Source organism: Pseudomonas sp. CFBP 8771, from assembly GCF_014841695.1.
Taxonomy (GTDB): Bacteria; Pseudomonadota; Gammaproteobacteria; order Pseudomonadales; family Pseudomonadaceae; genus Aquipseudomonas; species Aquipseudomonas baltica.
Genome location: NZ_JACYUJ010000003.1, coordinates 255584 through 282510 on the forward strand (window position 1 = coordinate 255584; position 26927 = coordinate 282510).

23 protein-coding genes and 1 pseudogene are annotated in these 26927 nt (G+C 61.6%); 12 read left to right on the forward strand and 12 right to left on the reverse strand.

The window, feature by feature from the left end; translation table 11 throughout:
- Positions 1-4 precede the first annotated feature (4 nt).
- Complete coding sequence (nuoN, locus tag IFT80_RS08695; RefSeq protein WP_122477733.1) at positions 5-1489, forward strand: NADH-quinone oxidoreductase subunit NuoN; 1485 nt, start codon at positions 5-7, stop codon at positions 1487-1489.
- 94 nt (positions 1490-1583) lie between these two features.
- On the opposite strand, the gene IFT80_RS08700 is transcribed toward nuoN, so the two are convergent.
- The 5 genes from IFT80_RS08700 to IFT80_RS08720 all read right to left on the reverse strand — a co-directional run bounded on the left by IFT80_RS08700 (position 1584) and on the right by IFT80_RS08720 (position 9626).
- The gene (locus IFT80_RS08700; protein ID WP_192137302.1) at positions 1584-3833 is read right to left on the reverse strand and encodes an ATP-dependent DNA helicase; all 2250 of its coding nucleotides are present in this window, start codon (positions 3831-3833) and stop codon (positions 1584-1586) included.
- Positions 3830-5482: a VRR-NUC domain-containing protein gene (locus tag IFT80_RS08705; RefSeq protein WP_192137304.1), complete on the reverse strand. Its 1653-nt coding sequence runs from the start codon at positions 5480-5482 to the stop codon at positions 3830-3832. Before IFT80_RS08705 ends, IFT80_RS08700 begins: the two co-directional genes overlap by 4 nt.
- 84 nt (positions 5483-5566) lie before the next feature.
- Positions 5567-6970 (reverse strand): aminotransferase-like domain-containing protein, encoded by a 1404-nt coding sequence (locus tag IFT80_RS08710; RefSeq protein WP_192137306.1) that lies wholly within the window; start codon positions 6968-6970, stop codon positions 5567-5569.
- Positions 6967-8280 (reverse strand): hypothetical protein, encoded by a 1314-nt coding sequence (locus IFT80_RS08715; RefSeq protein ID WP_192137308.1) that lies wholly within the window; start codon positions 8278-8280, stop codon positions 6967-6969. Before IFT80_RS08715 ends, IFT80_RS08710 begins: the two co-directional genes overlap by 4 nt.
- A gap of 332 nt (positions 8281-8612) precedes the next feature.
- The gene (locus IFT80_RS08720) at positions 8613-9626 is read right to left on the reverse strand and encodes a zinc-dependent alcohol dehydrogenase family protein (protein WP_122477723.1); all 1014 of its coding nucleotides are present in this window, start codon (positions 9624-9626) and stop codon (positions 8613-8615) included.
- 231 nt (positions 9627-9857) lie between these two features.
- Between IFT80_RS08720 and IFT80_RS08725 the strand changes: the two genes are divergently transcribed.
- From IFT80_RS08725 to IFT80_RS08735, 3 genes and pseudogenes are all read left to right on the forward strand, one after another.
- Entirely contained in the window at positions 9858-10772 is a 915-nt protein-coding gene (locus tag IFT80_RS08725; protein ID WP_122477722.1) for a LysR family transcriptional regulator, read from the forward strand.
- A 196-nt stretch (positions 10773-10968) separates the two neighbouring features.
- A complete protein-coding gene (locus IFT80_RS08730; protein WP_244652371.1) occupies positions 10969-11358 on the forward strand; it encodes an SDR family NAD(P)-dependent oxidoreductase in 390 nt (129 codons plus the stop codon).
- A gap of 278 nt (positions 11359-11636) precedes the next feature.
- A pseudogene (locus IFT80_RS08735) lies at positions 11637-12468 on the forward strand (hypothetical protein); the annotation flags it as partial.
- A 38-nt stretch (positions 12469-12506) separates the two neighbouring features.
- On the opposite strand, the gene IFT80_RS08740 reads toward IFT80_RS08735, so the two are convergent.
- Together IFT80_RS08740 and IFT80_RS08745 are read right to left on the reverse strand one after the other, a co-directional pair.
- Positions 12507-13241, reverse strand: a complete 735-nt coding sequence (locus IFT80_RS08740) for a zeta toxin family protein (protein ID WP_020300911.1) — start codon at positions 13239-13241, stop codon at positions 12507-12509.
- A complete protein-coding gene (locus tag IFT80_RS08745; protein WP_020300912.1) occupies positions 13238-13486 on the reverse strand; it encodes a hypothetical protein in 249 nt (82 codons plus the stop codon). The genes IFT80_RS08740 and IFT80_RS08745 overlap by 4 nt, the downstream gene beginning before the upstream one ends.
- 679 nt (positions 13487-14165) lie before the next feature.
- Between IFT80_RS08745 and IFT80_RS08750 the strand changes: the two genes are divergently transcribed.
- Positions 14166-14456 carry a type II toxin-antitoxin system ParD family antitoxin gene (locus IFT80_RS08750; RefSeq protein WP_122477720.1) on the forward strand — a complete coding sequence of 97 codons (291 nt, stop codon included), beginning with the start codon at positions 14166-14168 and terminating at the stop codon, positions 14454-14456.
- A 2-nt stretch (positions 14457-14458) separates the two neighbouring features.
- Positions 14459-14833 (forward strand): type II toxin-antitoxin system RelE/ParE family toxin, encoded by a 375-nt coding sequence (locus IFT80_RS08755; protein ID WP_122477718.1) that lies wholly within the window; start codon positions 14459-14461, stop codon positions 14831-14833.
- 6 nt (positions 14834-14839) lie between these two features.
- Here IFT80_RS08755 and IFT80_RS08760 read toward each other — a convergent pair whose 3' ends face one another.
- On the reverse strand, positions 14840-16090 hold the full coding sequence (locus IFT80_RS08760) for an MFS transporter (protein ID WP_192137310.1): 1251 nt from the start codon (positions 16088-16090) through the stop codon (positions 14840-14842).
- Positions 16091-16192: 102 nt separating this feature from the next.
- On the opposite strand from IFT80_RS08760, the gene IFT80_RS08765 reads away from it, so the two are divergent.
- The 3 genes from IFT80_RS08765 (at position 16193) to IFT80_RS08775 (ending at position 18761) form a co-directional block, all read left to right on the forward strand.
- Positions 16193-17161, forward strand: a complete 969-nt coding sequence (locus IFT80_RS08765; protein WP_192137312.1) for an AraC family transcriptional regulator — start codon at positions 16193-16195, stop codon at positions 17159-17161.
- A 188-nt stretch (positions 17162-17349) separates the two neighbouring features.
- Positions 17350-18213 (forward strand): LysR family transcriptional regulator, encoded by an 864-nt coding sequence (locus tag IFT80_RS08770; protein WP_192137313.1) that lies wholly within the window; start codon positions 17350-17352, stop codon positions 18211-18213.
- Positions 18214-18335: 122 nt separating this feature from the next.
- Positions 18336-18761, forward strand: a complete 426-nt coding sequence (locus IFT80_RS08775) for a VOC family protein (protein ID WP_122477711.1) — start codon at positions 18336-18338, stop codon at positions 18759-18761.
- A 1-nt stretch (position 18762) separates the two neighbouring features.
- On the opposite strand, the gene IFT80_RS08780 is transcribed toward IFT80_RS08775, so the two are convergent.
- Positions 18763-20034 (reverse strand): type II toxin-antitoxin system HipA family toxin, encoded by a 1272-nt coding sequence (locus IFT80_RS08780; RefSeq protein ID WP_192137315.1) that lies wholly within the window; start codon positions 20032-20034, stop codon positions 18763-18765.
- Complete coding sequence (locus IFT80_RS08785; RefSeq protein ID WP_122477707.1) at positions 20027-20344, reverse strand: helix-turn-helix domain-containing protein; 318 nt, start codon at positions 20342-20344, stop codon at positions 20027-20029. Before IFT80_RS08785 ends, IFT80_RS08780 begins: the two co-directional genes overlap by 8 nt.
- A 346-nt stretch (positions 20345-20690) precedes the next feature.
- Here IFT80_RS08785 and IFT80_RS08790 point away from each other — a divergent pair, with 346 nt between their 5' ends.
- From IFT80_RS08790 to IFT80_RS08800, 3 genes are read left to right on the forward strand one after another with little or no spacing between them, the layout of a single operon-like run.
- The gene (locus IFT80_RS08790; RefSeq protein ID WP_192137317.1) at positions 20691-21473 is read left to right on the forward strand and encodes an endonuclease/exonuclease/phosphatase family protein; all 783 of its coding nucleotides are present in this window, start codon (positions 20691-20693) and stop codon (positions 21471-21473) included.
- On the forward strand, positions 21470-22708 hold the full coding sequence (gene clsB, locus IFT80_RS08795) for a cardiolipin synthase ClsB (protein WP_192137319.1): 1239 nt from the start codon (positions 21470-21472) through the stop codon (positions 22706-22708). Before IFT80_RS08790 ends, clsB begins: the two co-directional genes overlap by 4 nt.
- Positions 22705-23703 (forward strand): lysylphosphatidylglycerol synthase domain-containing protein, encoded by a 999-nt coding sequence (locus tag IFT80_RS08800; protein ID WP_192137321.1) that lies wholly within the window; start codon positions 22705-22707, stop codon positions 23701-23703. Before clsB ends, IFT80_RS08800 begins: the two co-directional genes overlap by 4 nt.
- A 9-nt stretch (positions 23704-23712) precedes the next feature.
- Here IFT80_RS08800 and IFT80_RS08805 read toward each other — a convergent pair whose 3' ends face one another.
- Together IFT80_RS08805 and IFT80_RS08810 are read right to left on the reverse strand one after the other, a co-directional pair.
- Positions 23713-25788 carry a hybrid sensor histidine kinase/response regulator gene (locus IFT80_RS08805; RefSeq protein WP_244652372.1) on the reverse strand — a complete coding sequence of 692 codons (2076 nt, stop codon included), beginning with the start codon at positions 25786-25788 and terminating at the stop codon, positions 23713-23715.
- Between the two features lie 39 nt (positions 25789-25827).
- Complete coding sequence (locus IFT80_RS08810) at positions 25828-26823, reverse strand: aldo/keto reductase (RefSeq protein ID WP_192137322.1); 996 nt, start codon at positions 26821-26823, stop codon at positions 25828-25830.
- Between the last annotated feature and the right edge of the window lie 104 nt (positions 26824-26927).

The following is a 26927-nucleotide window of genomic DNA, read 5'->3' on the forward strand; positions in this document are numbered from 1 at the left end:
CGCTATGGACCTGACGATTCAACACTTTATTGCGCTTGCGCCGCTGCTGATCACCACCGTCACCGTCGTTGCGGTGATGCTGGCGATCGCCTGGCGGCGCAACCATTCGCAAACCTTCCTGCTCTCGTGTGCGGGCTTGAACCTGGCGCTGCTGTCGATCCTGCCGGTGCTCAAGCTCACGCCCATGACCGTGACGCCGTTGCTGCAGGTGGACAACTTCGCCGCGCTGTACATGGCGCTGATCCTGGTTGCCACGCTGGCCTGCGTGACCCTGGCGCACGCCTACCTGGGTGATGGCGCCACCGGCTATCCCGGCAACCGTGAAGAGCTTTACCTGCTGATCCTGATGGCCGCGCTGGGTGGCCTGGTACTGGTCTGCGCGCAGCACCTGGCCGGCCTGTTCATCGGCCTGGAACTGCTCTCGGTACCCACGTACGGACTGATCGCCTACGCCTTCTTCAACAAGCGCTCGCTGGAAGGCGGCATCAAGTACATGGTGCTGTCCGCCGCAGGCTCCGCGTTCCTGCTGTTCGGCATGGCGCTGTTGTACGCCGATGCCGGCAGCCTGAGCTTCTCGGGCATCGGCCTGGCCCTGGCCGCCACCGGCGTGCCGAGTGCGCTGGCGCAACTGGGCCTGGCGATGATGCTGGTGGGCCTGGCGTTCAAGCTGTCGCTGGTGCCCTTCCACTTGTGGACACCCGACGTGTACGAAGGCGCCCCGGCGCCTGTCGCTGCGTTCCTGGCCACTGCCAGCAAGGTCGCGGTGTTCGCCGTGGTGGTGCGCTTGTTCCAGCTGTCGCCGGCAGCCAGCAGCGGTGTACTCAGCGATGTGCTGGCGGTGATTGCGGTGGCGTCGATCCTGATCGGCAACTTGCTGGCGGTGACCCAGAGCAACCTCAAGCGCCTGCTGGGTTATTCGTCCATCGCCCACTTCGGTTACCTGCTGATCGCGCTGGTAGCGAGCAAGGGCCTGGCCCTGGAAGCCATCGGCGTCTACCTGGTGACCTACGTGATCACCAGCCTGGGTGCGTTCGGCGTGATCACCCTGATGTCCTCGCCGTACAACGGCCGCGACGCCGATGCACTGTACGAGTACCGTGGCCTGTTCTGGCGCCGTCCGTACCTGACGGCGGTGCTAACCGTGATGATGCTGTCGCTGGCGGGCATTCCGCTGACCGCCGGTTTCATCGGCAAGTTCTACATCATCGCCACGGGCGTCGAATCGCAACTGTGGTGGCTGACCGGTGCGCTGGTGATCGGTAGCGCCATCGGCGTCTTCTACTACCTGCGCGTGATGGTGACCTTGTTCCTGATGGAAAAGAACCTGCGTCGCACCGATGCCCCGCTCAAGTGGGAACAGCGCACTGGTGGCGTGATGCTGCTGGCCATCGCCGCCCTCGCCTTCCTCCTGGGCGTGTACCCACAACCGCTGCTGGAGCTGGTGCAGCATGCCGGGTTCCAGTTGGGTTCGGTGGTTGTGAAAGGCTGAAGATCGGCTGCATGAAAAAACCCGCTTCGGCGGGTTTTTTTATGTGTCCTTGGCGGCCTCTTCGCGGCAGAGCCCGCTCCCACATAGCCGAAAACTAAACCGCCCACCATCGCGGAAACAGGCTCTTGACCCGCGCCTCGGCAAAGCGGTCGTCGATAAGCACTACCACCCCCCTGTCGTCCTGACCACGGATCACCCGTCCTGCCGCCTGCACTACCTTGCACAAACCGGGATACAGGTAGGTGTAGTCGTACCCCGAACCGAACAGGGTATTCATGCGCCCCTTGATCTGCTCGTTGACCGGGTTGAACTGGGCCAATCCAAGGGTAGCGATAAAGGCGCCGATCAAGCGCTTGCCGGGCAAATCGATGCCCTCGCCAAACGCACCGCCAAGCACCGCAAAACCGACGCCCTGACTGGCCGAGGTGAAGCGGGCAAGAAAGTCACGCCGTGCGCCTTCATCCATCTTGCGTGCCTGTGCCCACTGCTCGATGTTCGGGTAGCGCTCGGCCAACAGTGCTTCGACCTGCTGCAGGTAATCGAAACTGCTGAAGAACGCAAGGTAGTTACCCGGCTGCGCCAGGTACTGCTTGGCAATCAGTTCCACAATGGGCCCCAGCGACGCCTGCCGATGGTTGAAGCGCGTGGAGATGTCATCGACGATGCGCACCTCCAACTGCTCGGCACTGAACGGCGACTGCACGTCGATCCACGCATGGTCCTTGGGTAGCCCGAGCAGGTCGGCATAGTAGCGTCGCGGGCTGAGCGTGGCGGAAAACAGAATGGCACTGCGCGCTGCGGCGATGCGCGGCCCCAGCAAGGGCGCGGGGACGATATTGCGCAGGCACAGCTGCGACTGCACGCGCTTGACCGAACCGTCGCGGCGAGTCACGTCGAATACATAGTGCTCATCGAACAGCTCGGCGACACGGGTGAACTGCAACGCCTGGAAATAGAAGTCCAGCAGTTGCGGGTCGATGCCCTGGGGCTGCGCATTCATCTCGTCGCCAATCAGACTGATGCAGCGCAGCAGCGCGAGGATCAACTTGTCCGGCAGGCGCGCGTGCGCCTGGTATGGCCCCGATTGCTCGGCGTGCAGCGCGTTCCACTCCCGATTCACACGTTGCAGCGGACTCTTGAGCTTGCTTGGCGGCGCCGCGCGTACCGCCTGCAGCGTGCGCTGGTCGAGGGTGGCGCTGTACATGCCGCGCGCCCGCTCGACCAGATTGTGCGACTCGTCGACCAGCACTGCCACACGCCACTGCCGCTCTTGAGCCAGACCGAACAGCAGGGCATTGAGGTCGAAATAATAGTTGTAGTCGCCGATGACCACGTCTGCCCAACGGGCCAGTTCCTGGCTCAGGTAGTAGGGGCAGATCCGGTGCGCCAGGGCGGTCTGGCGCACCTGTGCCTGATCCAGGATCTGCAAGCGCACGGCGTCTTCGCGAGCTGCCGGCAGGCGGTCGTAGAAGCCCTTGGCCAATGGGCAGGATTCACCGTGACAGGCCTTGTCCGGGTGCTCACAGGCCTTGTCCCGCGCGACCATTTCCAATGTACGCAGGGGCAGCCCCGGCTGGCGATGCAATTGCGCCACGGCCTCCAGCGCCAAGGCACGACCGGGGCTTTTGGCGCTGAGAAAGAAAATCTTGTCCAGTTGCTGCGGGACCATCGCCTTGAGCAACGGAAACAGCGTCGCCAGGGTCTTGCCGATACCGGTGGTGGCCTGGGCCATCAGGCAGCGCCCGGTGCTGACCGCCTTGTAGACGGTTTCCGCCAATTCGCGCTGACCGACGCGAAATGCCGCATGGGGGAAGGTCAGTGCACGCAGCGCCGCGTCGCGCTCGGCGCTACGGGCCAGTTCCTGACGCGCCCATTGCAGGAAGCGCGAACACAGCCGTTCGAAATGTGCTTCCAGATCCTGCGCCTGGCACTGCTGGCTGAACACCGTCTGCTTGTCGTAATCGACATCGAAATACACCAAGGCAACGTCCATGCGCGTCAGCTGCAGTTGCTTACACATCAGCCAGGCATAAACCTTGGCCTGGGCCCAGTGCAATTGGCGATGATTGTCGGGCTGCAGATCGAGGTCGCCGCGGTGGGTCTTGATCTCTTCCAGGCGGTTCAGCGCCGGGTCATAGCCGTCGGCGCGGCCGCGTACCTGCAACTCATGGTATTGGCCGCTGAGGGTGACTTCGCTCTGGTAGCCGGCCTCGCGGCCCTGAGTCACCCGGCGATGGCCGAGCATGCCCTCCTGAGCCGACGGCGAAGGTGTGAAGCGCAGGTCGAGGTCACCCACCTTGGCCGTGAACTCGCACAAGGCCCGTACGGCCACGGTGTAGCTCACGCGGGCTGTCCTGCCCACTCCACGTAGCAGACCTGCACCGGCAGTGCATGGCGGGCACAGAACTCCAGCCAGCGCAGTTGGTTATCCTGCAAGCGGTCGCCGGGCCCCTTGACCTCGATCATCAGGTAGCGACCTTCGGCGGGCCAGAACTGGATGAGGTCGGGCATACCGGTGCGGTTGGCCTTGACGTCTTCCAGCACCCGGTCGAAACAGTGTTTGAGGTGCTGCGCGGGAATACAGCCCAATGCGAGTTCGAGCAGGGTTTCGTCGAGCATGCCCCAGTGCACGAAAGGCGATTGCACGCCCTGCTTGTCCCGCCAGGTCTGGCGGATGGTGTGCTTGTAGCGCCCATCGTCGAGCTCGCCCAGGCATGCGTCGAACAGCGCACTGCGACGCTGGCGGAAGTCGGGCTGATGCAAGTCGGCCGGACCGTTCTGGAACGGGTGAAAAAAGGCGCCGGGCAACGGTGCGAAAATCGCCTTCCAGCACAGCAGGCCGAACAAGGCGTTGAACAAGGTGTTCTCGACATAATGCACCGGCGCATCTTCGCTATGCAGCGACGCGGCCACCCGCCGCTCGACGCTCAGGCGCTGTTCGCAGAGCACCAGAGTCAGGTCCAGGCGCGCGACTTTTGCGGCCTGGCGCTTGGGTTGAGCAGGCAAACCCAGATGCCGACGCAGGCGCGGCAGCATGCGCGGCAGTTGCTGCGCCTCGGCCGGATTGAGCGGGGCCAGGCTGGCCTGCTCGGCCAATTCCAGCGCCTGGCTGTATTCACCGCGCAATTCGAGCACGCGAATGATCCGCGCACGAGCCTGGGCAAACGCGCAGCTGCGGTACACCACCAGGGCCTGCTGCAGATCCTGCTGACGCTCGCAGGCATAGCCCAGGCGGAACAGCAGCTTCTGCCGACGGCTCTGCAACCAGGATTTGTCCGTGGTCACCGCCAGCAGTTGACGGTGAATGTCTTCGCACGGCAGCCCGGCTTCGATCGCTTCGCTGCATGCATGCAGCGCCAGCCCGGCCGCCACGTCGTCGCGATGGGTCAGCCCCCGTGACTCGGGCGCCAGCTGTACTGCCTCGTAGCGATACACCCCCAGGTCGGCCAGCACGAACTCGGTCCAGCCTTGATGCAGATTGCCGAAGAACAGCAACCGCAGACGGTCACAGAGCGCTTGCACCGTCAGGCAGTAGAGCGTGTCGGCCAACGTTGGACACCAGCCCCGAAACGGCTGCACGGGCCAGTCGTGTTCGGCAAGGGCCAGCAGCAGTTGCGGCTTGGGCAACGATGGCTTGGCGAGGTGGGTCGCGAAACAGCTGACGATTTCCGGCTTGAGCAGCACCTCGCCCACCTGCTGCAGCGTCAGCGGGGCTTGATCGGTGAGATAACCGCTGGCCAGCAGCGGTCGCGCTGCTTCGTCTGGACAACCGATCTCGGCGTACTCGAGGCGACTGGCGCGGAACATCTCGCCCTTGCGCATGATCATGCGCACCAACAGCGCCTGGGACGGCTGCGGCAGCGCGTCGAAACGCTGGATGAAGCTCAGCTCCTCGGTATCCAGCACGTCCAGGTAGCGTTGCTCCAGCCACGCCAGTACGCGACGGAAATTGGCCAAGTAATAGAAAGGGTCTTCGAGCGCTGCAAATGCCACGTTTTCGCCAAACCAGTGTCATGAAAGCCACTGTTTATACATACAGAAAAAAGCCAAGGCAATCGGAAATGGACCGATGGTGGACTACACCTCGTGCACTTTCAGGGCCACTGCCAGCGCTGCGGCGCAGCGCTCCCACTGCATCGCCGAGTGCCCGCAACCATTGAGGCGCAGGTGTTGATGGCAATGGCCCTGCAGGCTGAAGATGTCACCCGGGGCGATCAGCAGACGCTGCCTGCGCAGGTCCTCGTGGACGCCGCGCATGTCCACCGGGTAGCGCGCCCGCGCCCACACGCAGGCGCCACCGGCGCTGCGTGTCAGTTGCAATCGTTCGTTCAGCCGCGTGTGCAGGAGCGTGGTGAAGGCTGTCACCTGTTGCTGCAGGGCTTCACGTTGCAGGTTCAAGTGAGCGTCGTAGGCGCCACTGCCGATGAACCGAGCGAGCGCCTTGTGGCGCAAGGGTGGCGCCGCAGTCACGCGTTGCAGGCAGTACTGCTGCAGGCTGCTGGGCCAATGCCGCGACAGCAGGTAGGCGAAAGCCGCCTCGGCACCAAAGAGGGGTTGCAGCGAGCCGAAGATCAGCAAGCGTTGCGGCGCTACCAGTTCGCGAAAACGCAGCACCGCTTCGAAGCACAGGTCGCCCTCGGTGTCGTCCTCGGCCACCCACACCCCGTGCCGCTCCAGCAGGCTGGCAATCGTGCGCTTGTCGGCGTCACCGATGCAGGTGCCGTGTGGGCCATGGAAAGACGCGCCCAGCACCATCAGACGCACCTGGCGCCTGGCAAGCACTTCGCGCAGGCGCTGCATCGGCACCCGGCCGCGCTCATCGAGCGCCAGCTCGACCACCCGCGCCCCGGCCTGCTGCAAGGTGCGCAGAATGCGCCAGCCGCACGGCACCAATACCACCACCACCGCGCCTTGCAGCTGCATGGCGGTCCAGGTCATGTGCAGCACACTGAGCAGGTCACCGCCGATGTAGACATCGTCGGCGCACCAGTGGTGGTCCAGGCAGCGGGTGTAGCGCGCCGCCAGCGCATGGCGCAGCTCCAGTTCACCGCACGGCTGGGCGATGCTCCCCAGCCCTGCCGGGTAGCGCCTGGCCAGTTCGACTTCCAACCTGAGCAGGGTCTTCAGGGCATCGGTACGCGGCGGTGGTGCGGCGCCACTGAATACGTCCACACTGGACTGGCAGGCGCTGGCGAGTACCTGCTGGAGCAGATCGGGGCTGACCAGCGCCGGCCCGAAGGCTGTGGAGCCCCGTGCGTAGTAACCGGACTTGGCGATCGGCTCGATTCGCCCTTCGGCTTCGAGCAGCCCGTAGGCGGCCTGCACGGTCGAAACCGAAACATCCAGGGTTCGCCCCAGCGCACGGAGGGATGGGAGCTTGACGCGCAGCCCTGGCTCGATCCCGTCGATCAGACGCAATAGGTAGCGGTACACACCTTGGTAAGCGAATGCGCCGGCCTTGTCACTGGCAGCGCCGTTCATGGCAACCTGGGTCGCTGGTAGAGCCCTTGCAGAATTGGCAAAGACAGCCCGCTGACCGATTCCAGCCACTGCGAGACCTGCGCTGCAACCCTGGAACCACGCAGCGCGCGGTGCAGGTGGGGCAGAGCCACCTGCATGCCCGGATGGCACGCTGTCAGGAATGCCTCCAGGCGTGCCCCACGATCGCTGAACGGGGCGTACACCGCACAGTTCAGCTCCGCTGGAGTCATCCCGTACCACGTGGTCAAGCGGGCCTGCATCTGCTCGGCGGCGTCTTGCACAAGTGCTCTGGGCAGGTGCGTAGCAGGCCGGACCTGGTTCGCCGCCGTTCGGCCCACGGTGTTGCGGAAGGCCTCCAACCCCTGCTCGAAGCTACCCCCGTGCAAGCACTGGCTGCGCAGGCCGTGCAGGTAAGCCAGCCAGGCCAGTTGCGGATGGCGGATTTCGTGTGGATCGAATAGCGGGCGCACGGGTTGGCAGCCCAGAAACTGCCACATGGCGTCATCGGACGCCGACGGATCGCCGAGCAGATCATGCATACCCAGCAATCGCGCCCTGTCGAGAGGATCGACGCGCTGGCCGCGTGGCATACCCACGACAGCAGCACCCAGCCCTTGCAGACAGCCACTGCCCTGCCAATGGTCGCGAGTCGCGGGCGATGCGCCCGCCCGGCGTCGCTCACGCATTGCCCAGGCAACGAAACGTCGCCGCTGCAACACCGGTTGGTCGAGCACGATGGCATCGGCCGGGGCCGAGTAGCCCAGCAGTCGCTGATAAACCCGCGCGATCGTTCGATAGCCCCGATGCTGCAGCTCGGCGGATCCAGAGGGGGCGAATTCGTGGGCAGCATTCAACAATTCGCTGCGACAACTCGAGCGCTGGGCGTCGACGCCTGCAAGGCGATACTCGTACGGCCGCAAGGCATCGTCGGCGAACGTCAACAGTTCGATGCGCGGATCGTCGTGCAGAAACAGCGCATTGCAGGCCCGCTGCACATTGCCGTTGCGGACATCGTCGAGCAGGGCCTGGCTGCTCACCGCCGCACGGATGAAAAACGTCGGTTGATGACGGGCAGCCAAGGTCAGTTGCGCTGCCCGCAGCAACGCCAGACCGGCATGGCCGGCCGTGCTGCCGCAGAGCCTGTAGACGACTCGATAGCCGCCCAGCCGCTGGGCGCCGCCGGCGGCGGTCATCAAGCGCTGGATCAGTGGCTGTACCGCCACCCGCCGCGCTGGCGAAAAGGAACCGAGCAAACGCGACAGCACCTGCTGGTAGACGCGATTCATGGCTTGCTGGTGCATTGCGCTCATGGCTGCTTTCCGAGTACTGGCCGAGAACCCGCCGGACGACTGCCACACTTCGAAACGTGCTTGCAAAGCCCCGGAGACGGGCATGGAGCGCGCATTATGAAGGGCCGTTTTCCGATTAAAAGATACAGAAAGCAGGCAACGGACAATGCAGATTGGCGGGCGTACGGCGAATCCGCACGAGCACCATGAGGCGCCCATGCCGACGCCGGGCGCAATCGGACAGGTCTGAGAAAAGAGTGGAAAGGTCTTACAAATCTGCGCGAATCAGCGATGCAGATGCTTTGAAAACCAGGCGTCCCGCGCAGGAACGCCTGGTCTGCCGTGTCGGCCGGTTACAGCTGCAGCGCGATGCGACCGCCGCAGGGGCATTCATCCATGGCCTTGTGCGCCTCGACGAACTGGTCGAATGGATACACCTTGGCGATCTGTGGCACCAGCACGCGGTCAGCCGTCATCTGGTTGATATCACGCAGCGCGCGCTGCAAGGCCTCGGCATCCTGGACGATCCCCAGTTCCGGCTTGCCGAGAAAGTTGCCCAGGCAATGCACATGGAACTGGATGTTCTTCTGGAACGCGGCACACGCGGGAAACGGCGTCTGGTTGCCGCCCTGCAGGCCATACAGGATCAAACTGCCACGCGGTGCCAGGACGTCGCCGAGTACCGACATCTGCGGCCCGCCCAAACCATCCAGAACCATGTCCACGCCGCGATTGCCGGTGAACTTGTCGATCTGCATGAGCAGGTCCTGCTCCTCGGTCACCACGACTTTCTCGGCGCCCAGCGACAGCAGGTAATCGCGCTCGGCCGGATTGCGCGTGGCGGCGACCACCTTCAAGCCCAAGGCCTTGCCCAACTGCACGAACGAAGGTCCCGCGCAGTGGCTGGCGTCGGTTACCAATGCAGTCTGCCCTGGCTTGGCACGGGCCAGTTCGGCGTAGGCGAAGTAGGCGATCAGCAACGGCGTGTAGTGCACCGCTGCCTCCAGCGGCGAGAGAATGTCGGGGTAACGGGTAAGGGCCGTGGCCGGCAGCAGAACCATTTCGCCGTAGACCGGGTACTCGTTGGGGCTTTCTGCGGGAAAGCTGGCGACCTTGTCGCCCACCGCGAAACCCTCGACCCCTTCACCCAGCGCCGTGACCACGCCGGCCATTTCCTGACCGAGGCCCGCCGGCAGGCGCGCTTGCGAGGGCGCCAGGTTCTGCCGCCAGAGCACGTCGTACCAGCTGATACCGATCGCCTCGACACGTACCTGAACTTCGCCCGGAGCGGGCGATGCCACTGCATGCTCTTCGCACGTCAAGACCTGCGCCGGACCAAATTTATGAAAACGGATCGTGCGGGACATCGCAAACCTCGCCTTGTAAACCTCTAATGCCATGAACTTTATCTGGGCATTCGCGCTTAAGCTATCAGCGCCTGTTAATAGTCGACATGCTTGCCATTGATTCGACCCTGCGGCCGCTCTGCGGGGCAGGCACGCGGATGACGCAAACCGAAATTTTCCGGTGCAGGGTAGCAGCCTTTGCCCTTAAGATTCACGCCTGCACCTCTTCTTCATGTTCCAGCGGGCCCATAGATGAACCGTAACGACCTGCGTCGCGTCGACCTGAACCTGTTGATCGTGTTCGAAACCTTGATGCATGAACGCAGCGTCACCCGCGCGGCCGAGAAGCTCTTTCTCGGCCAGCCGGCCATCAGTGCCGCCCTTTCACGCCTGCGCGGCCTGTTCGACGACCCGCTGTTCGTGCGCACCGGGCGCAGCATGGAACCGTCGGCGCGGGCCATGGAGATCTTCGCCCTGCTGTCGCCGGCACTGGACTCCATCTCCACCGCCGTCAGCCGCGCCGCCGACTTCGACCCCGCCACCAGCAACGCGGTATTTCGCATCGGCTTGTCCGACGACGTCGAATTCGCCCTGCTGCCCATGCTGCTCAAGCGCATCCGCGCCGAAGCACCCGGCATCGTGCTGGTGATCCGTCGCGCCAACTACATCCTCATGCCCGCCCTGCTCGCCTCCGGGGAAATCTCCATCGGCGTCAGCTACACCGATGACCTGCCAGCCAACGCCAAGCGCAAGGTGCTGCGACGCAACCGCCCTATGCTGCTGCGCGCCGACACCAAGCCGGGCAACCTGACCCTCGACGAGTTCTGCGCCCGCCCCCATGCGCTGGTGTCGTTCGCCGGCGACCTGAGCGGCTTCATTGACGAAGAGTTGAAGAAGCACGGCCGCACACGGCACGTGGTGCTCGCCGTGCCCCAGTTCAACGGCCTCAGCACCCTGCTCGCCGGCACCGACATCGTCGCCACCGTGCCCGACTACACCGCCGATTCGCTGACTGCCGCCGGCGGCGTGCGCGCCGAGCCGCTGCCGCTGGACACGCCGTCGTTCGAGCTGCACCTGGCTTGGCGCGGGTCACAGGATAATGATCCTGGGGAGCGTTGGTTGAGGTCGCGGATTCAGATGTTTTTTGGGGATCCGGATAGTCTGTAATGGAATTCCACTGAATTCCATAAAGTCCTTTTATAACAACTCCTTATTGAGATTTTTAGCCCACTGCCGCCTGTCTAAATCCAATGGATTCTACGACTTATGAGGGCATAATTGGGGGCAAATTTCGGTTCCTTAAAAAGGATGCCCCCACCGATGCCCCCATATAATGGGGTTGTTTTCAGACGAAAACTCAGCGATGCCTTTGTTAACTACGCAAGCAGCTGCCCGGGTGATGGAAGCCGGTTCAGCCATAGTCAATATCAGTTCAGGAATGGCCCACAGCCCTTACCCCCAAGTCCATGTGTATTACGCCACCAAAGGCGCGGTCAACACCCTGACCCGCTCACTGGCAATGGAACTGGGCCCCCGTGGCATTCGCGTGATAGGCATCGCGCCGGGCTTCGTTCACACCGAAGGTAATGCAGAATCCGCACAAGGAATGGATGAGTTTTTCATCGCCAAAACGCCGGTGGGGCGTGTCGGCAAACCTGCAGACATTGCCGGTGCCGTGGCGTTTGCGGTTTCCAACGATTCCGCCTGGGTGACGGGCAGCACGCTGGATGTGGCAGGCGGGATGATTTTCTAAGCAGGCCTCGCAATGCCGGTTGTGCAAAAGGGCAAGGCACCCGCTGTGGACAAGTGAGTGCTGGTGGTGAGTGCTGAGTTGCAGCCTCATCAGAGCTAGCACTTCAACGTCCGCTGCTGGCCGATTCTGTTGAAAAGGTAGCTCCCCTATCTGGCCTGCGGCAAGAGGCCCATTTGAACCTGGCGTATCTCTGGCTCTCGGGGCAGCGATCTCTTTCGCTGGCTGTTCAGAGGTGCTGCATCGTTGCATGGACGCTGGGTTGGTCAAGGGCGAAGGCTTTGAAACCTGGCGCCTCGGTCAGTCTCGCCCCGTTCACCGATGCTTCGCGCCTGGTCGAGCAGCCGGATCAGGTGGCGAGTCTGTCGATCGATGAGCTGGACGATGAGGTGGTAACCAGTCACGAAGACCAGCGCGATGTTCTCGGCGAACTGGAAATCACTGCCCGCCTGATGATCACCGGCGGCGAGGCCGAAGAAGAGGCGCGCCTGAGTCGAGCCGATCGCAGCTTGATCCGCGAGTGCATTCTCGATGCGGCGCAGAACAGATGTCCATCAGCCACATCAGCTTGATGAACCCGTGAACAACCTCGCCGAGCGCGACCAGTACCTGGGCTGACCGATCATCATGGTCACCGACGAGGGTCATATCATCACCAAGAACCCGTTGCTGGCGCTGTTCGTGGTCAAGGGGACGAAGATGTGGCGCAAGCTCGGCGCTTGGTTCTGGCTGGCGACGCAGAACCTTGCTGATTTTCCCACGGCTGCGCAGACCATGCTCAACATGATCGAATGGTGGATTTGTTTGAATATGCCGCCCGCGGAAATCGAAGAAATCGCACGGTTCAAGAAGCTTTCACCTGCGCAGAAAGCCCTGTTGCTCTCCGCCAGCAAAGAGCCGGGGAAATACACCGAGGGGGTGGTGCTGTCGAAAAAGCTCGAGACGCTGTTTCGAGCCGTGCCACCCAGTCTTTACCTCGCCTTGGCCATGACAGAGCCCGAGGAAAAAGCCGAACGCTGGACACTGATGCAGGAGAATGGCTGTTCGGAGTTGGAAACGGCTTACCGGGTAGCTGAACGGATCGATAGCGCACGAGGAATAGAGCCCATATAAGGGAGGTGTGGCGCTCCCAGCTTTGGCCAATCCGGCAGCTAGCCGTTGGAGACCTTTTCAACATAGGCATCCATGAACCAGTCAGGGACCTCATCAACCTTGAACTCAAGGTCCGTCCCATCCGTAACTTCGGCCAGCAGCACCAGATCGGCACCGGAGTTATCGAAGATGTAGGCCCGGTCCGAAGCAGCAATAGCCACAGGCAGCAGGCTGAGGCAACGGCCGTAGCGCTGTACAATTTTTTCTGTGGGAACTGGGTGCCCACCTGCCGCGACACGGTTCCTGACCCTGTTGATATTGATGTCAGGGTCTTCAGTTGCCACAAAGTACAGGTAGGTTCGGTATCCAGACTCTCTTGCCTTGAGCATAAAAGCGATTTTGTCGTCGCTAGACATCACCGTTTCGAAGGTGAAAGACAACTGGTCTTCGAGGAGCTTGTTCCGGATGAAGTCAGAGAGCACGGAGGCAAAATAGGAGTTCATCGCGACCGTCTGGAAATTCAGGCCGTTGCTGCTAAAGCCTATGTTGGTCGCCTCCTCATCGAGACGGGCAGACCTGACCAGCCGATGCTCCCTAATGAAACCGAGAACCTCATCACCCTCAACTTCCAGTTGAAAATCACTGAACTCCAGACGACCGCTGTCTTTGGCAGCCTTCTCGATTTCATCCGGGTTAATGTAGATACCGATCAGATGGGAAGGGATGGCACTTTTCATCGTGCTCTTGCCGGAGCCGTTGGGTCCAGCAAAGACCCTCAACCGAGGGACAGTCATGAGCAACGGCGCACCTTGATGACGCCACCCAGAGTCACTTTGTGCTTGGGCTTGGCCACCCGAATGACTTTGTGCTTACCGTCAGCAGTCGTTTCAACAAGCATGCCGTTCATGACTTCCATCACACTGCGCCCGGCAGCCAGGGCGTTGATATAGGCGGTATTGATGGCGCCTTCAGCCATGACCGGGATCTTATCCTCCAGTCGACTCACCAGATCGTCACTCAACACTCGTTTGGCTTTCATATCGCGCTCCACGTTCTCAGAGCGTGCAGAATCTGCACTTAATCAGAATCTTAGCTACGTGAACCTGTTTGTGACAGGGCGAAAGCTACTTCTGCCAGCCTCCATTCTAGAGGAATGGCGTCTGGAACCATACCTTTCAAGAGATTTTCACGTTCGATGCATGACCGGTGGCATTTGAAGCAAGTGCCGCCCTTGGTGCAGCGCCCAAATAAGGGAAGCGCTGTCGTTCTAGAACCCTGTCAAAATGCTTCTTGAGGATCCGGACAGTCTTTAGGTGTCGTCGGGCAGGCTGTTTATTTGATCATTCGGCCACCGAGTGTTCAGCAGCTTCTGCAAGAAGAACATGGGGCTGTTGAAGCATATTGTCGGCCTGCTTGGCGATAGCGACAACAACGTACAAAGAGTACTGCTGTCCTGGTTGAACAGGCGATCGAAAGTACCGGCCTGGCCAGGAACAACTACGAAGAATTGTGGAGTGAGTAGGATCAGCCTACTGCCAATGACAGGTATCGCCCTTGCCCCCTACGCCACCCTTTTTTGAGGTCGTGCGCATGAAGCAACGCGTGACTTCATACGTCGCAGCTCGTCAGTTCCAAACCTCAAGCCATGTGTTCGCAAGAAGAATGGCATAATATGCCAATGAGCGGAAAAAACTTCTTATCGAAAGCTGGAGCTCATCATGGCGACGCGAAACGTTGTGCTCACCCCTCACCAGGAACAGGTTATCCATGACCTGGTGCAGTCCGGCCGTTATCAGAATGCCAGCGAAGTGATGCGAGAAGGTTTGCGTCTATTGGAACAGCGCGTCGCCGAAGACACCGCCAAAATCGAGGCCCTGCGTCAGGCGACTTCGATCGGCATCATGGACCTTGAGCACGGTCGCTTCACTCAGGTGAACGAAGGGGAACTGGATCACTACCTCGAGGACTTGAGCCTGGAGGCCACCCTCCCCGCGCGTGAGAAACGCTGAGCATGCCGCAGTATCGAATTTCCAACGCGGCGCGCGCCGACATTGTCGACATCCTCAGGCTCTCCCAGACGCAGTTCGGCGATCAAGCACGCCAGCGTTACCAAGCGCTGATCCTCGCGGCGCTGCAAGCGCTTGCCGACACGCCTCATCGCATTGGCAGCCGCGACCGCGACCGCGACCGCGACCGCGATGAGCTTGCACCGGGCCTTCGAAGCTATCACCTCATCTATTCGCGTCAGCAGGCCAAACAAACCCACGGAACGGTGAAAAGCCCTCGCCATATCGTGTTCTATCGTGTGGCAAACGACCATGTGATCGAGGTCGTCAGACTCCTTCATGACGCCATGGAAGTGCAGTTGCATTTGCTGGACGACTGATCAGAATCACAGATGCAGCGCAGACTCCCGCTGGCCAACCCCGCGGCGAGAAGGAACGCGCACCCGCAGCGCAATCAGCAACGCAGCCAGCAGCATCACCACAGCCGCCGCTACGAATACGCCTGAGCTGCCGCCAAGGCTGAACATCGCACCGCCAGCGGCGGCGCCGGTGGCGATGGCTGATTGCACGGAAGCCACGACCATGCCTCCGGCGCTTTCCGCCTGATCAGGGATCGCGCTGGCGACCCAGTTCGACCACGCTACCGGCACACCACCGAAGGCCAAGCCCCAGATTGCCAGCAGTACCGCCTGCCCCGGCACCGAGGCTGGCAACGACACCAATGCCAGTGCTGCAAGGCCGACCAGTGCGGGCATGAGCACCAGGGTGGCCAGCGGGTTTCGTTCCAGCAGCTTGCCGGCCAACAGCGTGCCGACGAAGTTCGCCGCACCAAAGCCCAGCAGCATCAGCGACAGCCCTTGAGCGCCGATGCCGGTCGTGCCTTCAAGGAACGGCCGAACATAGGTGAACATCGCGAAGTGGCCGCTGTGCACCAGCACGCAACCGAACATCCCCATGGCAATGCCCGGACGCTGCAACACCTCTAAAATGGTACGCAGTCTTGCCGGCCGCCGCGGCGCCAGGCGCGGCAAAGTGAACGACTGGAAAGCCAGGGTCACCATGCCCACCGCCGCCGCTGCAAAGAACGCGCTGCGCCAGCCATACAGCCCGCCCAGATAGCTGCCCAGCGGCACCGCAACGACCGTGCCGATAGCGATGCCGCTGAAAATGATCGACAGCGCCCGGGGCAACAAGGCAGTTGGCACCAGGCGCATCGCTACCGCCGCTGCCATGCTCCAGAACCCGCCCAGGGCGACGCCCAACAGGATGCGCATCGACAACAGCACCGCGAAGCTGGAGGACACGGCGACCAGTAGATTGGAGGCGACCATCAAGGTAGAAAAACCCAGCAATACCCAGCGCCGGTCGATGCTGCGGGTCAGGCCAGGCACCAGCAAGCCAGCGAACAGTGCCACCACTGCGGTCACTGTTACTGCCTGGCCAGCCAGCGCTTCGGATACGCCCAGGTCGGTAGCCATCAGCGTCAGCAAACTGGCCGGAAGGTACTCGGCGGTCAGCAATCCGAACACCCCCATTGCCAACGAGAAGACGGCCATCCACGCCGGCGTCGCAGGCTCTACGTCCGCGTCGATACCGGTATGGCGGTCGGATACGGTGTTGCATACACCTTCAGTCATTGCTCAGATCTCCCAATCTTGATTACGAGCGGAAGTCTAGGCGCCGAGATCTGGATGATCTATGATCTAGAATCTCTGGTTTTTGACCGAAACACCTGAACGATGTCTGCAGATCAGTTTGCTCTTTCCTCGGATCTCATCAACGAACTGTTGCGCGGCATGCGATTGCGTGGCGTCGAGTACCGGCGTATCCAGGCGGGCCCCACTTTCGGTTTGGGTTTCGCGGAAAAGTCCGGGCACGCCTGGTTCCACTTCATCGCCGTCGGCGATGCGGTGCTGCAAATGGAGGATGGCAGCACCTACGCGCTATCTGCCGGCAATGCCGTGTTCATCTCCCATGGGGCAGCCCATCAACTGTTTTCTCATCCGCACGCGCCTGTTCAAGACATCGACCGTCTGGACAGCGCACCGCTCGGTGATACCGTCAGCGAAGTGGATACCGGAACCGATGCCAGCGCCACGCCAAGCACAATAATGTTCAGCGCTTGCATGGAGTTTGAACTGGGCAGCCTCCATGGCCTTGGCCGGCTGATGCCGGGGCTGATGCTGATCGATGCCGGCGGCCAGCGTTACCCGGGGCTGGTGCCGATTCTGGCCACCATGGAGCGCGAGGTCAGCGCCGCCCGTATCGGTTTCGCCGGTATCCTTGCGCGGTTGGCCGACGTGGTAGCTGCCATGGTCGTTCGAGGCTGGGTCGAGTGCGCCTGCGGCAATGCCTCTGGGCTCGTCGCGGCCTTGCGCGACCCACGCCTGGCCGGTGCACTGCTGGCGCTTCATCAAAAACCGGGTCGGGACTGGACCGTCGCGCAGTTGGCCGAGCACTGCAATACCTCGCGTTCAGCCTTCGCGGAGCGCTTCCAGGTGACGGTTGGCATGACGCCGCTGCGCTACGTGACCGAGCTGCGAATGCGCCTTGCAAGCCAGTGGCTAACCTTGGACAGGCTGCCGATCGAAGAGGTGGCGCAGCGCTTGGGATACACCTCCCAGGCCGCGTTCAGCCGCGCGTTCAAACGCATTACCGGCAAAACGCCTGGACTGAGCCGCAAGGTGAGGCAAGCCGAACGCAGGTAGTGGAAGCAACAGAAGTAGCCACTCGCGAACGCTGGTACACCCGTTGAAAGCGAGGGACGAAACTGGGAGCAACAGGGTGTTTTTCAGGCTGTAATCGCCGACCAGAAGTAAAGTGCTTTTCGAGGATCCGGACAGCTTCTGGATATCCCGTCATTGCGCACCTATCCGTCAACACACCAAGGCACCCCATGATCCGAGAACTGAAGACCTTCATCTGCGTAGCCCAGCGAGGCACCTTTGCCGCCGCCGGCCAGCAGGTCGGGCTGACCCAGTCCGCCGTCAGCGCGCAGATCAAAGGTCTCGAGGAAACACTCGGCGTCAAGCTGTTCGACCGCACAGGCCGTTCGGCCACCCTCAATTCGGCAGGCCAACGCGCCATACCAATGGCCGAAGAAATCCTGCGCCTGTTCGAGCAAATGGGCGCGGCCGACAGTGCCAATGGTTTCCAGGGCTCGTTGCGCATCGGCGCCATCGGCACGGTTCAGACCGGGATCCTGCCGCAGGCATTGGTGACCTTGAAATCACAGGCGCCGTTCATCGAAACCCACCTGGTGCCGGGTGTTTCGTTGAACCTGCTCAGTCAGGTGGATGCAGGTGAGCTGGACCTGGCCATCATGATCAAGCCGCCCTTCTCGCTACCCAAGGATCTGCAGGCCGAGGTGATCGCGCGCGAGGCGTTCGTGCTGATCACCGCCAAGGATGTAGCAGGCGATGATCCGCTCAAGCTTCTCGCAGAACAGCCCTTCGTGCGGTATGACCGCGGATCGTTCGGCGGCCGCCTGGTCACCCAGTTTCTCAAGGAGCAAAAGATCCACGTTCGCCAAACCCTGGAACTGGATGAGCTGGATGCAATTGTAAAGATGGTGCGCAGTGGGCTGGGTGTTTCATTGGTACCCAAAGCGGGCCTGTGGCTCGAACATTCGGAGAACGTGAGAGTGCTGGAGCTGCGTGAGCTGACGTTTTTCAGAGAAATCGTGCTGGTAGCCAAGTACCGACAGAAGCATTCGCCGCTGTTCAATCTGTTTCGAGACTGCGTTCTGCAGGCGGTATAAAGCTTAACGAACGCTTGATTCATCAGAATAATTGGAGCTCGGAACCCAAGATTTGCGCTTTTACTCGGGGTATTTCCGGATAAGAATTGATAAAAATCAAAACCAGTCCAAAGGAAATCACCGTGAGCCTTTCGCCCTTCCACCTTGCAATCCCCGTGTACGACCTGGCCGCCACCCGTCACTTCTACGGTGAGGTGTTCGGTCTTGCCGAAGGCCGCTCGAGCGCACAGTGGGTAGACTTCGATTTCTACGGCCATCAATTGGTCATCCATGAGCACCCCAAGACGGCTTCGCAGGAAAGTGTGCACAGCAACGCGGTGGACGGCCACAACGTACCGGTCCCGCACTTCGGCATCATTCTGGAATGGGCGCAGTGGGAGGCCCTGGCAGAGCGCTTGAGGGCGCGCGGAACCGAGTTCGTGATCGAACCCTACATCCGCTTCCAGGGCCAGGTCGGCGAGCAGGCCACCATGTTCCTGTTCGACCCCTGTGGCAATGCGCTGGAGTTCAAGGCCTTCAAGGACATGAGCCAGCTGTTTGCCAAGTGATTCAGCTGACTGTTGCTCGCAGCCGAGCAACGTTCTCATCAATACGGTTCTGGATCATGCGCAAGGTGTCTTGAGTAATGAGCTGCGGATACAGGTCCTGAGCAATAGTCGCGAACCGGCTGGCCACATCACAAATACCCTCGATCATTTTGCTTGCGGCAGCCGGGGCGAGCTCTGCTTCCTCGGCAAGCCGCAGCATTTGCGTACGTGAAATCGCCAGCGCCTCACCCATCACATCCATCTGGTGGTATCCGCCTGGTCCTTCGCAGAACGTCACGTCGTAGGCCGGCGACAATCGCCACTGACCGTCGCGCGTCATGATGTAGGCAAAGTTCTTCGGGTGATCGTCCCGGTTGTTAAACGCGACATTGAAGACCGCACGCTCGAACGCCGTTGCCATCGCTCGCACGTCGTTGGTACACATATGCGTCGCCCGCAGGAAGTTGACGTAGTCCAATACGCCCGGTGATCTATAGTCGGCCCCGGTAAAGGCTGCGAGGCTTTGCATCGAGATGCGCAGGCCACCCCGGCGGTCAAAACGCTTGCTGGCAAACGCAGCCAACCCGCCCGGCAGACCGAAGTACTGGGTCTCGGGCGTTTCGATCCCGCACATGCGCAGGCACTCGGCATAGACCATTTCAATGGCGCACACCTCCGCATGTTCGTCCTTGGCTGGAAACTTCACCAGCCAGGCCTCGAAACCCGGCATCACCGCCGTGGTGAATCCGCCCGTTGCCGGGTCGCGATGAACAAGCGCTTTGGGCCTCGCACCCTGAGGCGAGCCGCCCACCAGAAGCAGGGTCTGCAAGAACTCACCGCCGTCTCCCTGGAGCACTTCCTGCACTTCGGTTGCAAGTTGTTCCAAAGGAATATGAACATCGGACTCCTGCCCCTCGGGTACCACCGGCTCGAACGTCATGGCGCCCATCGCATTGCTACCGATGTAGGCCAGCCGTTGCAGCGTACCGATTCGCGCCGTGCCGAGCCCACGACGCCTGAACATGCGATCCATCAGCAACATGCCCCAGCCGTCTGGTAACGCGTCGTAGACGGGTCCTGGCAGATGCCATTGGTGGTCTGGAAAATCCCGTCGCAATCGAGCACCTTTCAACGGCAGCCTGTAAGACGACAGCTCAAAGCCCTTTTCCCTGGCTTCATTGCTGTACTCGAACACGATCACCGGACGACCCGTCAGGGCAGTGGTAGACACCAGCGTGCCCCACTGCCATCGCTCGCCCCAGCCCTCGTAAAAAACGTTCACCTGCTTAGGCATTGCCAGTCTTCCTTTTAGAGCGAAGACGTTTGGCACTGTTTTCATAGCGCTGGATGTCATCGATGCTTTCCAGCCTGGGCATGAACAAGCCATCGAGCTCTTGGGCTCGACCCAATGCCATCGCCACCCTGACCAGGTTCTCGAACCCGACATTGCGTCCGGCTTCAAGGTTGGAAACGGTGTTGGTGCCTATGCCGGCGCGGGCCGCCAGATCGGCCTGGGTCATGTTCAGTGCCAGCCGCTCGGTGCGCAAGCGCCCGCAAAGGCGCTTGGCGATCTCGGCTGGCTTGTTGAAATATAAATCCAACATTGCGAAACCTCGGGGACTGTCTGGCGTAGTGACCCACATTATAGGATGGGCATGCATCCAAGGTAAAATTTAAATCCCTTATGCTGTTGGTTATATCAATTTTATCGACTTATGCCACAACTTATTGGATTTATGATTTTTCAGGTCACATACAGTCCACATGACCTCGCCTCGCACCAGCACCCTGAGCGGACCTGAGCACGTCTGTGAAACGCATTTTCTACAGCATCAGGTCGCTCCGGCATGGGCCTGGTCTCCAATGATGGCACCGTTGAACCTTCACAATCGCTTCCGAGTCGGACCATAGGGGCCAAAGTGCCCCTGTCGTCCCCTCAGGAGCTTCAGAATGACCACCCCCAATCCTCAGCCGTTACCCCAGGACGCTGTGGCGGTAACTTCCCTGCATGTTCTGACGGTCAATACCCACAAGGGCTTCAGCCCGCTGAACCGGCGCTTCGTGCTCCCCGAGTTGCGCGAGGCTGTACGCACGCTGGGCGCCGACGTGGTGTTCCTGCAGGAAGTGCTCGGGATGCATCGCTCCCATGGCCAGCGCTACGACAACTGGTCGGACGTTCCCCAATACGAATTTCTCGCCGACAGCATGTGGCCGGTGTACGCCTACGGCCGCAACGCGGTATACCCGGACGGCGACCACGGCAACGCGCTGCTGTCCAAGTTTCCGATCGTGCGTCACGAAAACCTCGATGTCAGCGTCAATGGCACCGAGGAGCGTGGCCTGCTGCATTCGGTGCTGGCCGTGCCGGGGCATGGAGAGGTGCACACCGTCTGCGTGCACCTGGGGCTGCGCGAAGGCCAGCGCCAGCAGCAACTGAAGTTGCTCTGCCAGTTGCTCGACAGCCTTGATCCAAAAGCTGCCGTAATCGTCGCGGGCGATTTCAACGACTGGCGCGTGCGTGCCGACGAAGCCCTGGCGAGCTGCCACATGACCGAAGTGTTCGTCGAAGCCTTCGGCAGTGCGGCGAAGACGTTCCCGGCCCGGCTGCCACTGCTCAGGCTCGACCGCATCTACATTCGCAACGCGACAGCCCACCTGCCCAAGGTGCTGTCGCGCAAACCCTGGTCCCATCTTTCCGATCATGTGCCCCTCGCAGTGGAGGTTCGCTTATGAGCGAGCAATGGCGTGACAACAATGAAATCCAGCTGCTGATCAACGGCGAGGAGTTCTTCCCGGCGGTGTTCGAGGCTATCGGCCAGGCTCGAGAGGAAGTGTTGATCGAGACCTTCATCATCTATGAAGATGAAGTAGGCAAGGATTTGCAGCGGGTGCTGATCGAAGCGGCGCAACGTGGCGTGCGTGTGGAAGTGCTGGTGGACGGTTACGGCACGGCGGAGCTGAGCACGCAGTTCCTGCGCGAACTGTCCGATGCGGGCGTGAAACTGCTGGCCTTCGACCCGCAGCCGCGGGTAATGGGCGTACGCACCAACCTGTTTCGTCGGTTGCACCGCAAGATTGCGGTCATTGACGGCGAAATCGGATTCGTCGGTGGCATCAACTACAGTTCCGACCACTTGGCCGACTCCGGCGATCCGATGGCCAAGCAGGACTATGCCGTGCGTGTACGAGGCCCCATCGTGGCCGACCTGCACCGAGCCACCCTGGCACTGCTCGACCGCACCAGCAAGGTCGTGCGCGACCGTGCGCCATGGCGCTCGCGCAGCCCGTCGCCCGATGCCGACAGCGCCAGCGCGCGGCTGCTGCTGACCATTCGCGACAACAACGAACACACCACCGATATCGAGGACCACTACCTCAAGGCGATTCGTGGTGCGCGTGAACGGATCATCATCGCCAACGCCTACTTCTTCCCCGGCTACCGTTTTCTGCGCGAACTGCGCAACGCGGCTCGGCGCGGCGTCGACGTGACCCTGATTCTGCAGGGCATGCCCGACATGCCGCTGGTGCGCCTGTGCTCGCGCCTGCTCTACAACTATCTGCTGCGTGACGGCGTGGTCATCCGCGAGTACTGCCAGCGTCCGCTGCATGGCAAGGTCGCGGTGGTGGACCGGAAATGGTCGACCGTGGGTTCCAGCAACCTCGACCCGCTGAGCCTGTCGCTCAACCTGGAAGGCAACCTGATCATCAAGGACCGCCGTTTCAACCAGCGGCTGCACGATCACCTGCAGGAACTGGCCGAAAGCACCTGCAAGTCGATCAGCCTGCAACGGGTTCTGCGTGGGTACTGGTGGCGCGCGCCGATCATCTTCCTCACCTTCCACTTCCTGCGCCACTTTCCGGCCATGGTGGGGTTCATTCCGGCGCACTCGCCCAAGCTGGTGCCGTTGATCGATGTCGAACCGCAGCATTGCCAGGCGCCGTCGCTGGATCACAAGGAGACGGTATGACGACTTCATCGCAGAGCGCGCCGAAGGCCTCGCCGAAATCCAGCAAGTGGGTATGGGCCAAGCGCATCATGACCGTGCTGTGCTTCATCCTGGTCCCGGTGCTGGTGTTCATGCTGGTGAAAAACCTCGACTGGCAGGAGGTCAAGCATGCGCTGAGCTCCTACAAGATGAGTACCTTGTTGATCGGTGCCGGCATCGTCGCAGCCAGCTACCTGACGTTCGCCAGCTATGACTTGCTGGCCAAGCGTTATATCGGCCACGAAGTGCCCAGTCGGCAGGTACTGCCATTGGCCTTCGTGTGCTATGCGTTCAACCTCAACCTGGGCTCGTGGGTCGGTGGGATTGCCCTGCGTTATCGCCTGTACTCCAAGCTGGGTCTGGATGTGCCGGCCATTACCAAGATTCTCAGCCTGTGTCTGATCACCAACTGGCTGGGCTACCTGTTCGTGGCCGGTACACTGTTCGCCATGGGCCTGCCGGCGCTTCCCGAAGGTTTCAAGATCGGCAGTACCGGGCTGCAGATCATCGGCGTAGTGATCATCCTGCTTGGGCTGGCGTACCTGGCGGCCTGCCGCTTCTCGAAGAAACGCACCTGGACGATACGCAAGCAGGAGATTCTTCTGCCGTCGTTCAAGATGGCGCTGACCCAAGCCTGTCTGGGCGCGTTGAACTGGAGCCTGATGGGCTTGCTGGTGTGGTCGTTGCTGCCCGAGAAGGTCGGCTACCCGACCATTCTGGCGATCCTGCTGATCAGCAGCATTGCCGGTGTGATCACCCATATCCCAGCCGGCCTCGGTGTGCTGGAAACCATCTTCATCACCCTGCTGCAAGGGCAATACTCCAAAGGTGCGCTACTGGCCGCATTGATCGCCTACCGGGCGCTGTATTTCCTGCTGCCGCTGGCTATTGCCTGCGTGGTGTACCTGGTGCTGGAGAAACGCACCCGAACCATCGAGAAAAACCGCGAGTCGGGCGCCAGCAGCGGCGCCGGATAGCGGTATGAGCTAACGCCTGACCAACATCGAGCGCACGGTGTGGGTCAGGTGGTCCAGGCTGAACGGCTTGGTCAGCACATGAGCAACAGCTTCGGGCAACTCGTCCATGGCTGCGGTCTGATCCACATAGCCGGTAATGAACAGTACCTTCAGACCCGGCTCCATCGCCCAGGCAGCATCCGCCACCTGACGACCATCGAGCCCACCCGGCAGGCCGATGTCGGTGATCAACAGGTCGGCCTTCAAGCCGCCTTGCACCAGTGACAGGCCCTCTACGCCATTGGCCGCTTCCAGCACTCGATAGCCCTTCTCCCGCAACGCCTCGCCCACCATCTGCCGCAACGTTCCTTCGTCGTCGATCAAAACGATGGTTTCACCGGTGGCTTCGGTGTCTATCAGGGCTCCGGTCAGTACCGGCAGCGTCGCACCGATCTCGCCGGTGTGTCGCGGCAGGAACAGGTGCATTGCGGTGCCCTGCCCCAGTGAGGAATCGACGCGAATCTGCCCGCCCGACTGGCGTACGAAGCCGTACACCATCGACAGGCCCAGGCCGGTGCCCTGACCCAATGGCTTGGTGGTGAAGAACGGATCGAATACCCGTGCGATGGTCTGTGGATCCATGCCGGTGCCGCTGTCGGTCACACTCAGGCACACGTACTGGCCCGGCTGCAGATCGTTCTCGGTGCGGGCTCGGGCGAACTGATGGTGATTGCGCGCGCGCAACCACAGGCTGCCGCCCCCCGGCATTGCATCACGGGCGTTGATGCAGAGGTTGAGCAATGCGCTTTCCAACTGGTTGGCGTCCACGCGCACCCACCAGACATCGTCGTCACTCTGGGCACTGAACTCGATGCTCGGGCCCAGCGTCTGGCGTACCAGGTCTTCGAGGTCGGCGATCAGGGCGTTGGGCTCGACAGCCCGTGGCGCCAGGGTTTGACGACGCGAGAACGCCAGCAGCCGATGAGTCAGGGTGGCGGCCCGGGCCGAGGCCCCCTGTGCAGCGTCGATGTAACGTTTGAGCTCGCCGATGCGGCCCTGCTCGACACGTTGACGCAGCAGTTCCAGGCTGGCACTGATGCCGGTCAGCAGGTTGTTGAAGTCGTGGGCAAGCCCGCCGGTCAACTGCCCGACCGCTTCCATTTTGAGGCTGTGGCGCAGTTGCTCTTCGACCTGCTGCAGCAGCAGCGCACGCTCGCGCTCTTCGGTCACGTCGCGGCCTACGGAGTGGAACGAGTCTTCGGCAGGCACCGCTGCCCAGGCAATCCAACGGTAGCTGCCGTCGCGGTGGCGCAGGCGGCAGGTCATGTCATGCAGCCGCTCGCTGCGAAACAGCGGCACCATCGCGATCGCTACCGCTTCATGATCGTCGGGGTGGATCAGGTCGATGGCGTGCCGGCCAACCAGGTCCTCGGCGCTCCAGCCCAGCACCCGCGACCAGGCCGGATTGATGGCTGTGATTTCGAGCCTGCGGCTGGCCACCAACATGATGTCGGATGAAAGGTCCCAGAACCGGTTACGTTCGGCCGTACGCGCCACCGCTTCGCGCTCGAAGCCTTCGGCTGCCTGCTCGGCCCTGTCCCTGGCCTGCAATGTTGCAGTGGTTTCGATGACCGTGTCGAGCATGCCCACGATGGTGCCATGTTCGTCGCGTACCGGGCTGTAGCAGAAGGTGAAATACGCCTGCTCGGCTCTGCCGTTGCGCTGGATGACCAGCGGGAAGTCCTCGATGAAAGTCGCTTCGCCCTGGAAGGCGCGCGTCATTATCGGCTCGATGTCGTCCCACACTTCGTTCCAGACGATGTGCATCGGCACCCCGAGCGCCGGCGGCTTGCCCGCCAGCAAGGGCTCGAACGCATCGTTGTACAGGGTGATGCGCTCGTCCCCCCAGGCCAGACAGCCGGGGAACCGCGATGCCAGCAGCATATCGACGGCAATGCGCAACACGGCAGGCCAACTGTGGATCGGCCCCAGCGGCGTCGCGGCCCAGTCGTGGCAGCGTACTTTCTCGCTCATGCCCTCTCGGGAAAAGGGAAACGGGTGGGTCATGTTCAACTCGGGCAGTGGATCGCCCAGCAACGATAGCATCCGCGCGATTCTTCGGCGACCCACCTGCGCCCAGCGCTGTCAGGCAAAACCGGTCACCACGTGTGGCACGTAGGGGCCTTCGAGCCGCGCCGTTTCCTCTTCGCTCAACGACAGTTGCAGTGCAGCCAGGGCATCGTCCAACTGCACGGCCTTGGAAGCACCGACGATGGGCGCCGACACGCCGCGCTTGTTCAACACCCACGCCAGCGCCACCTGCGCCATGGGCACGCCGCGTTCCTTGGCGATCTGCTCGACCACGTCGATCACCTTGCCATCCTCGACCTCGGTGGCAGCATAGAACGACTGCCCGGAAATGTCGGTGCGGGTGCGTTCGGTCTGCATGCCGTGCGGGCGCGTCAGCCGGCCGCGGGCCATCGGGCTCCAGGGCATCAGGCCGACACCCTGATTCAGGCACAGGGGAATCATTTCGCGCTCTTCTTCGCGATAGATGAGGTTGAGGTAGTTCTGCATCGAGACGAACCGGCTCCAACCATGGCTGGCCGCGACCTGTTGGGCCTTGGCGAACTGCCAGGCGTACATCGACGAGGCCCCGATGTAACGAGCCTTGCCCGCTTTCACCACGTCGTGCAGGGCTTCCATGGTTTCTTCGATGGGCGTGTGATAGTCCCAGCGATGGATCTGATAGAGATCGACGTAGTCGGTGCCCAGCCGCTGCAGGCTGGCATCGATGCTGGCCATGATCGCCTTGCGCGACAGGCCTTGCTCATTGGGCTTTTTCGAGCCTTCCCACATGTTGGCCGGAAAGAACACCTTGGTGGCGATCACGGTTTCCTCGCGACGGGTGAACTCCTTGAGCAATTTGCCGATGATGACTTCGGAAGTGCCGGCCGAGTAACTGTTGGCCGTGTCGAAGAAGTTGATGCCCTGCTCCACCGCATGCTTGATGATCGGCCGACTGGCATCCTCGCCCAAGGTCCAGGGGTGGGTGCCGGCATCGGGCTCGCCGAAGGTCATGCAGCCCAGGCACAGGCGGGAAATGTCCAGGCCGGTGTTGCCCAGCTTGACGTAGTTCATGGAGAGGCTCCTGCGGGGGGACCGCGCCACATGCCGATCCGATGCCTTTACCTTAGCGCCCACTCCTATCGGACATAACCCCCAGGCGTCGCACCTGAGCTATG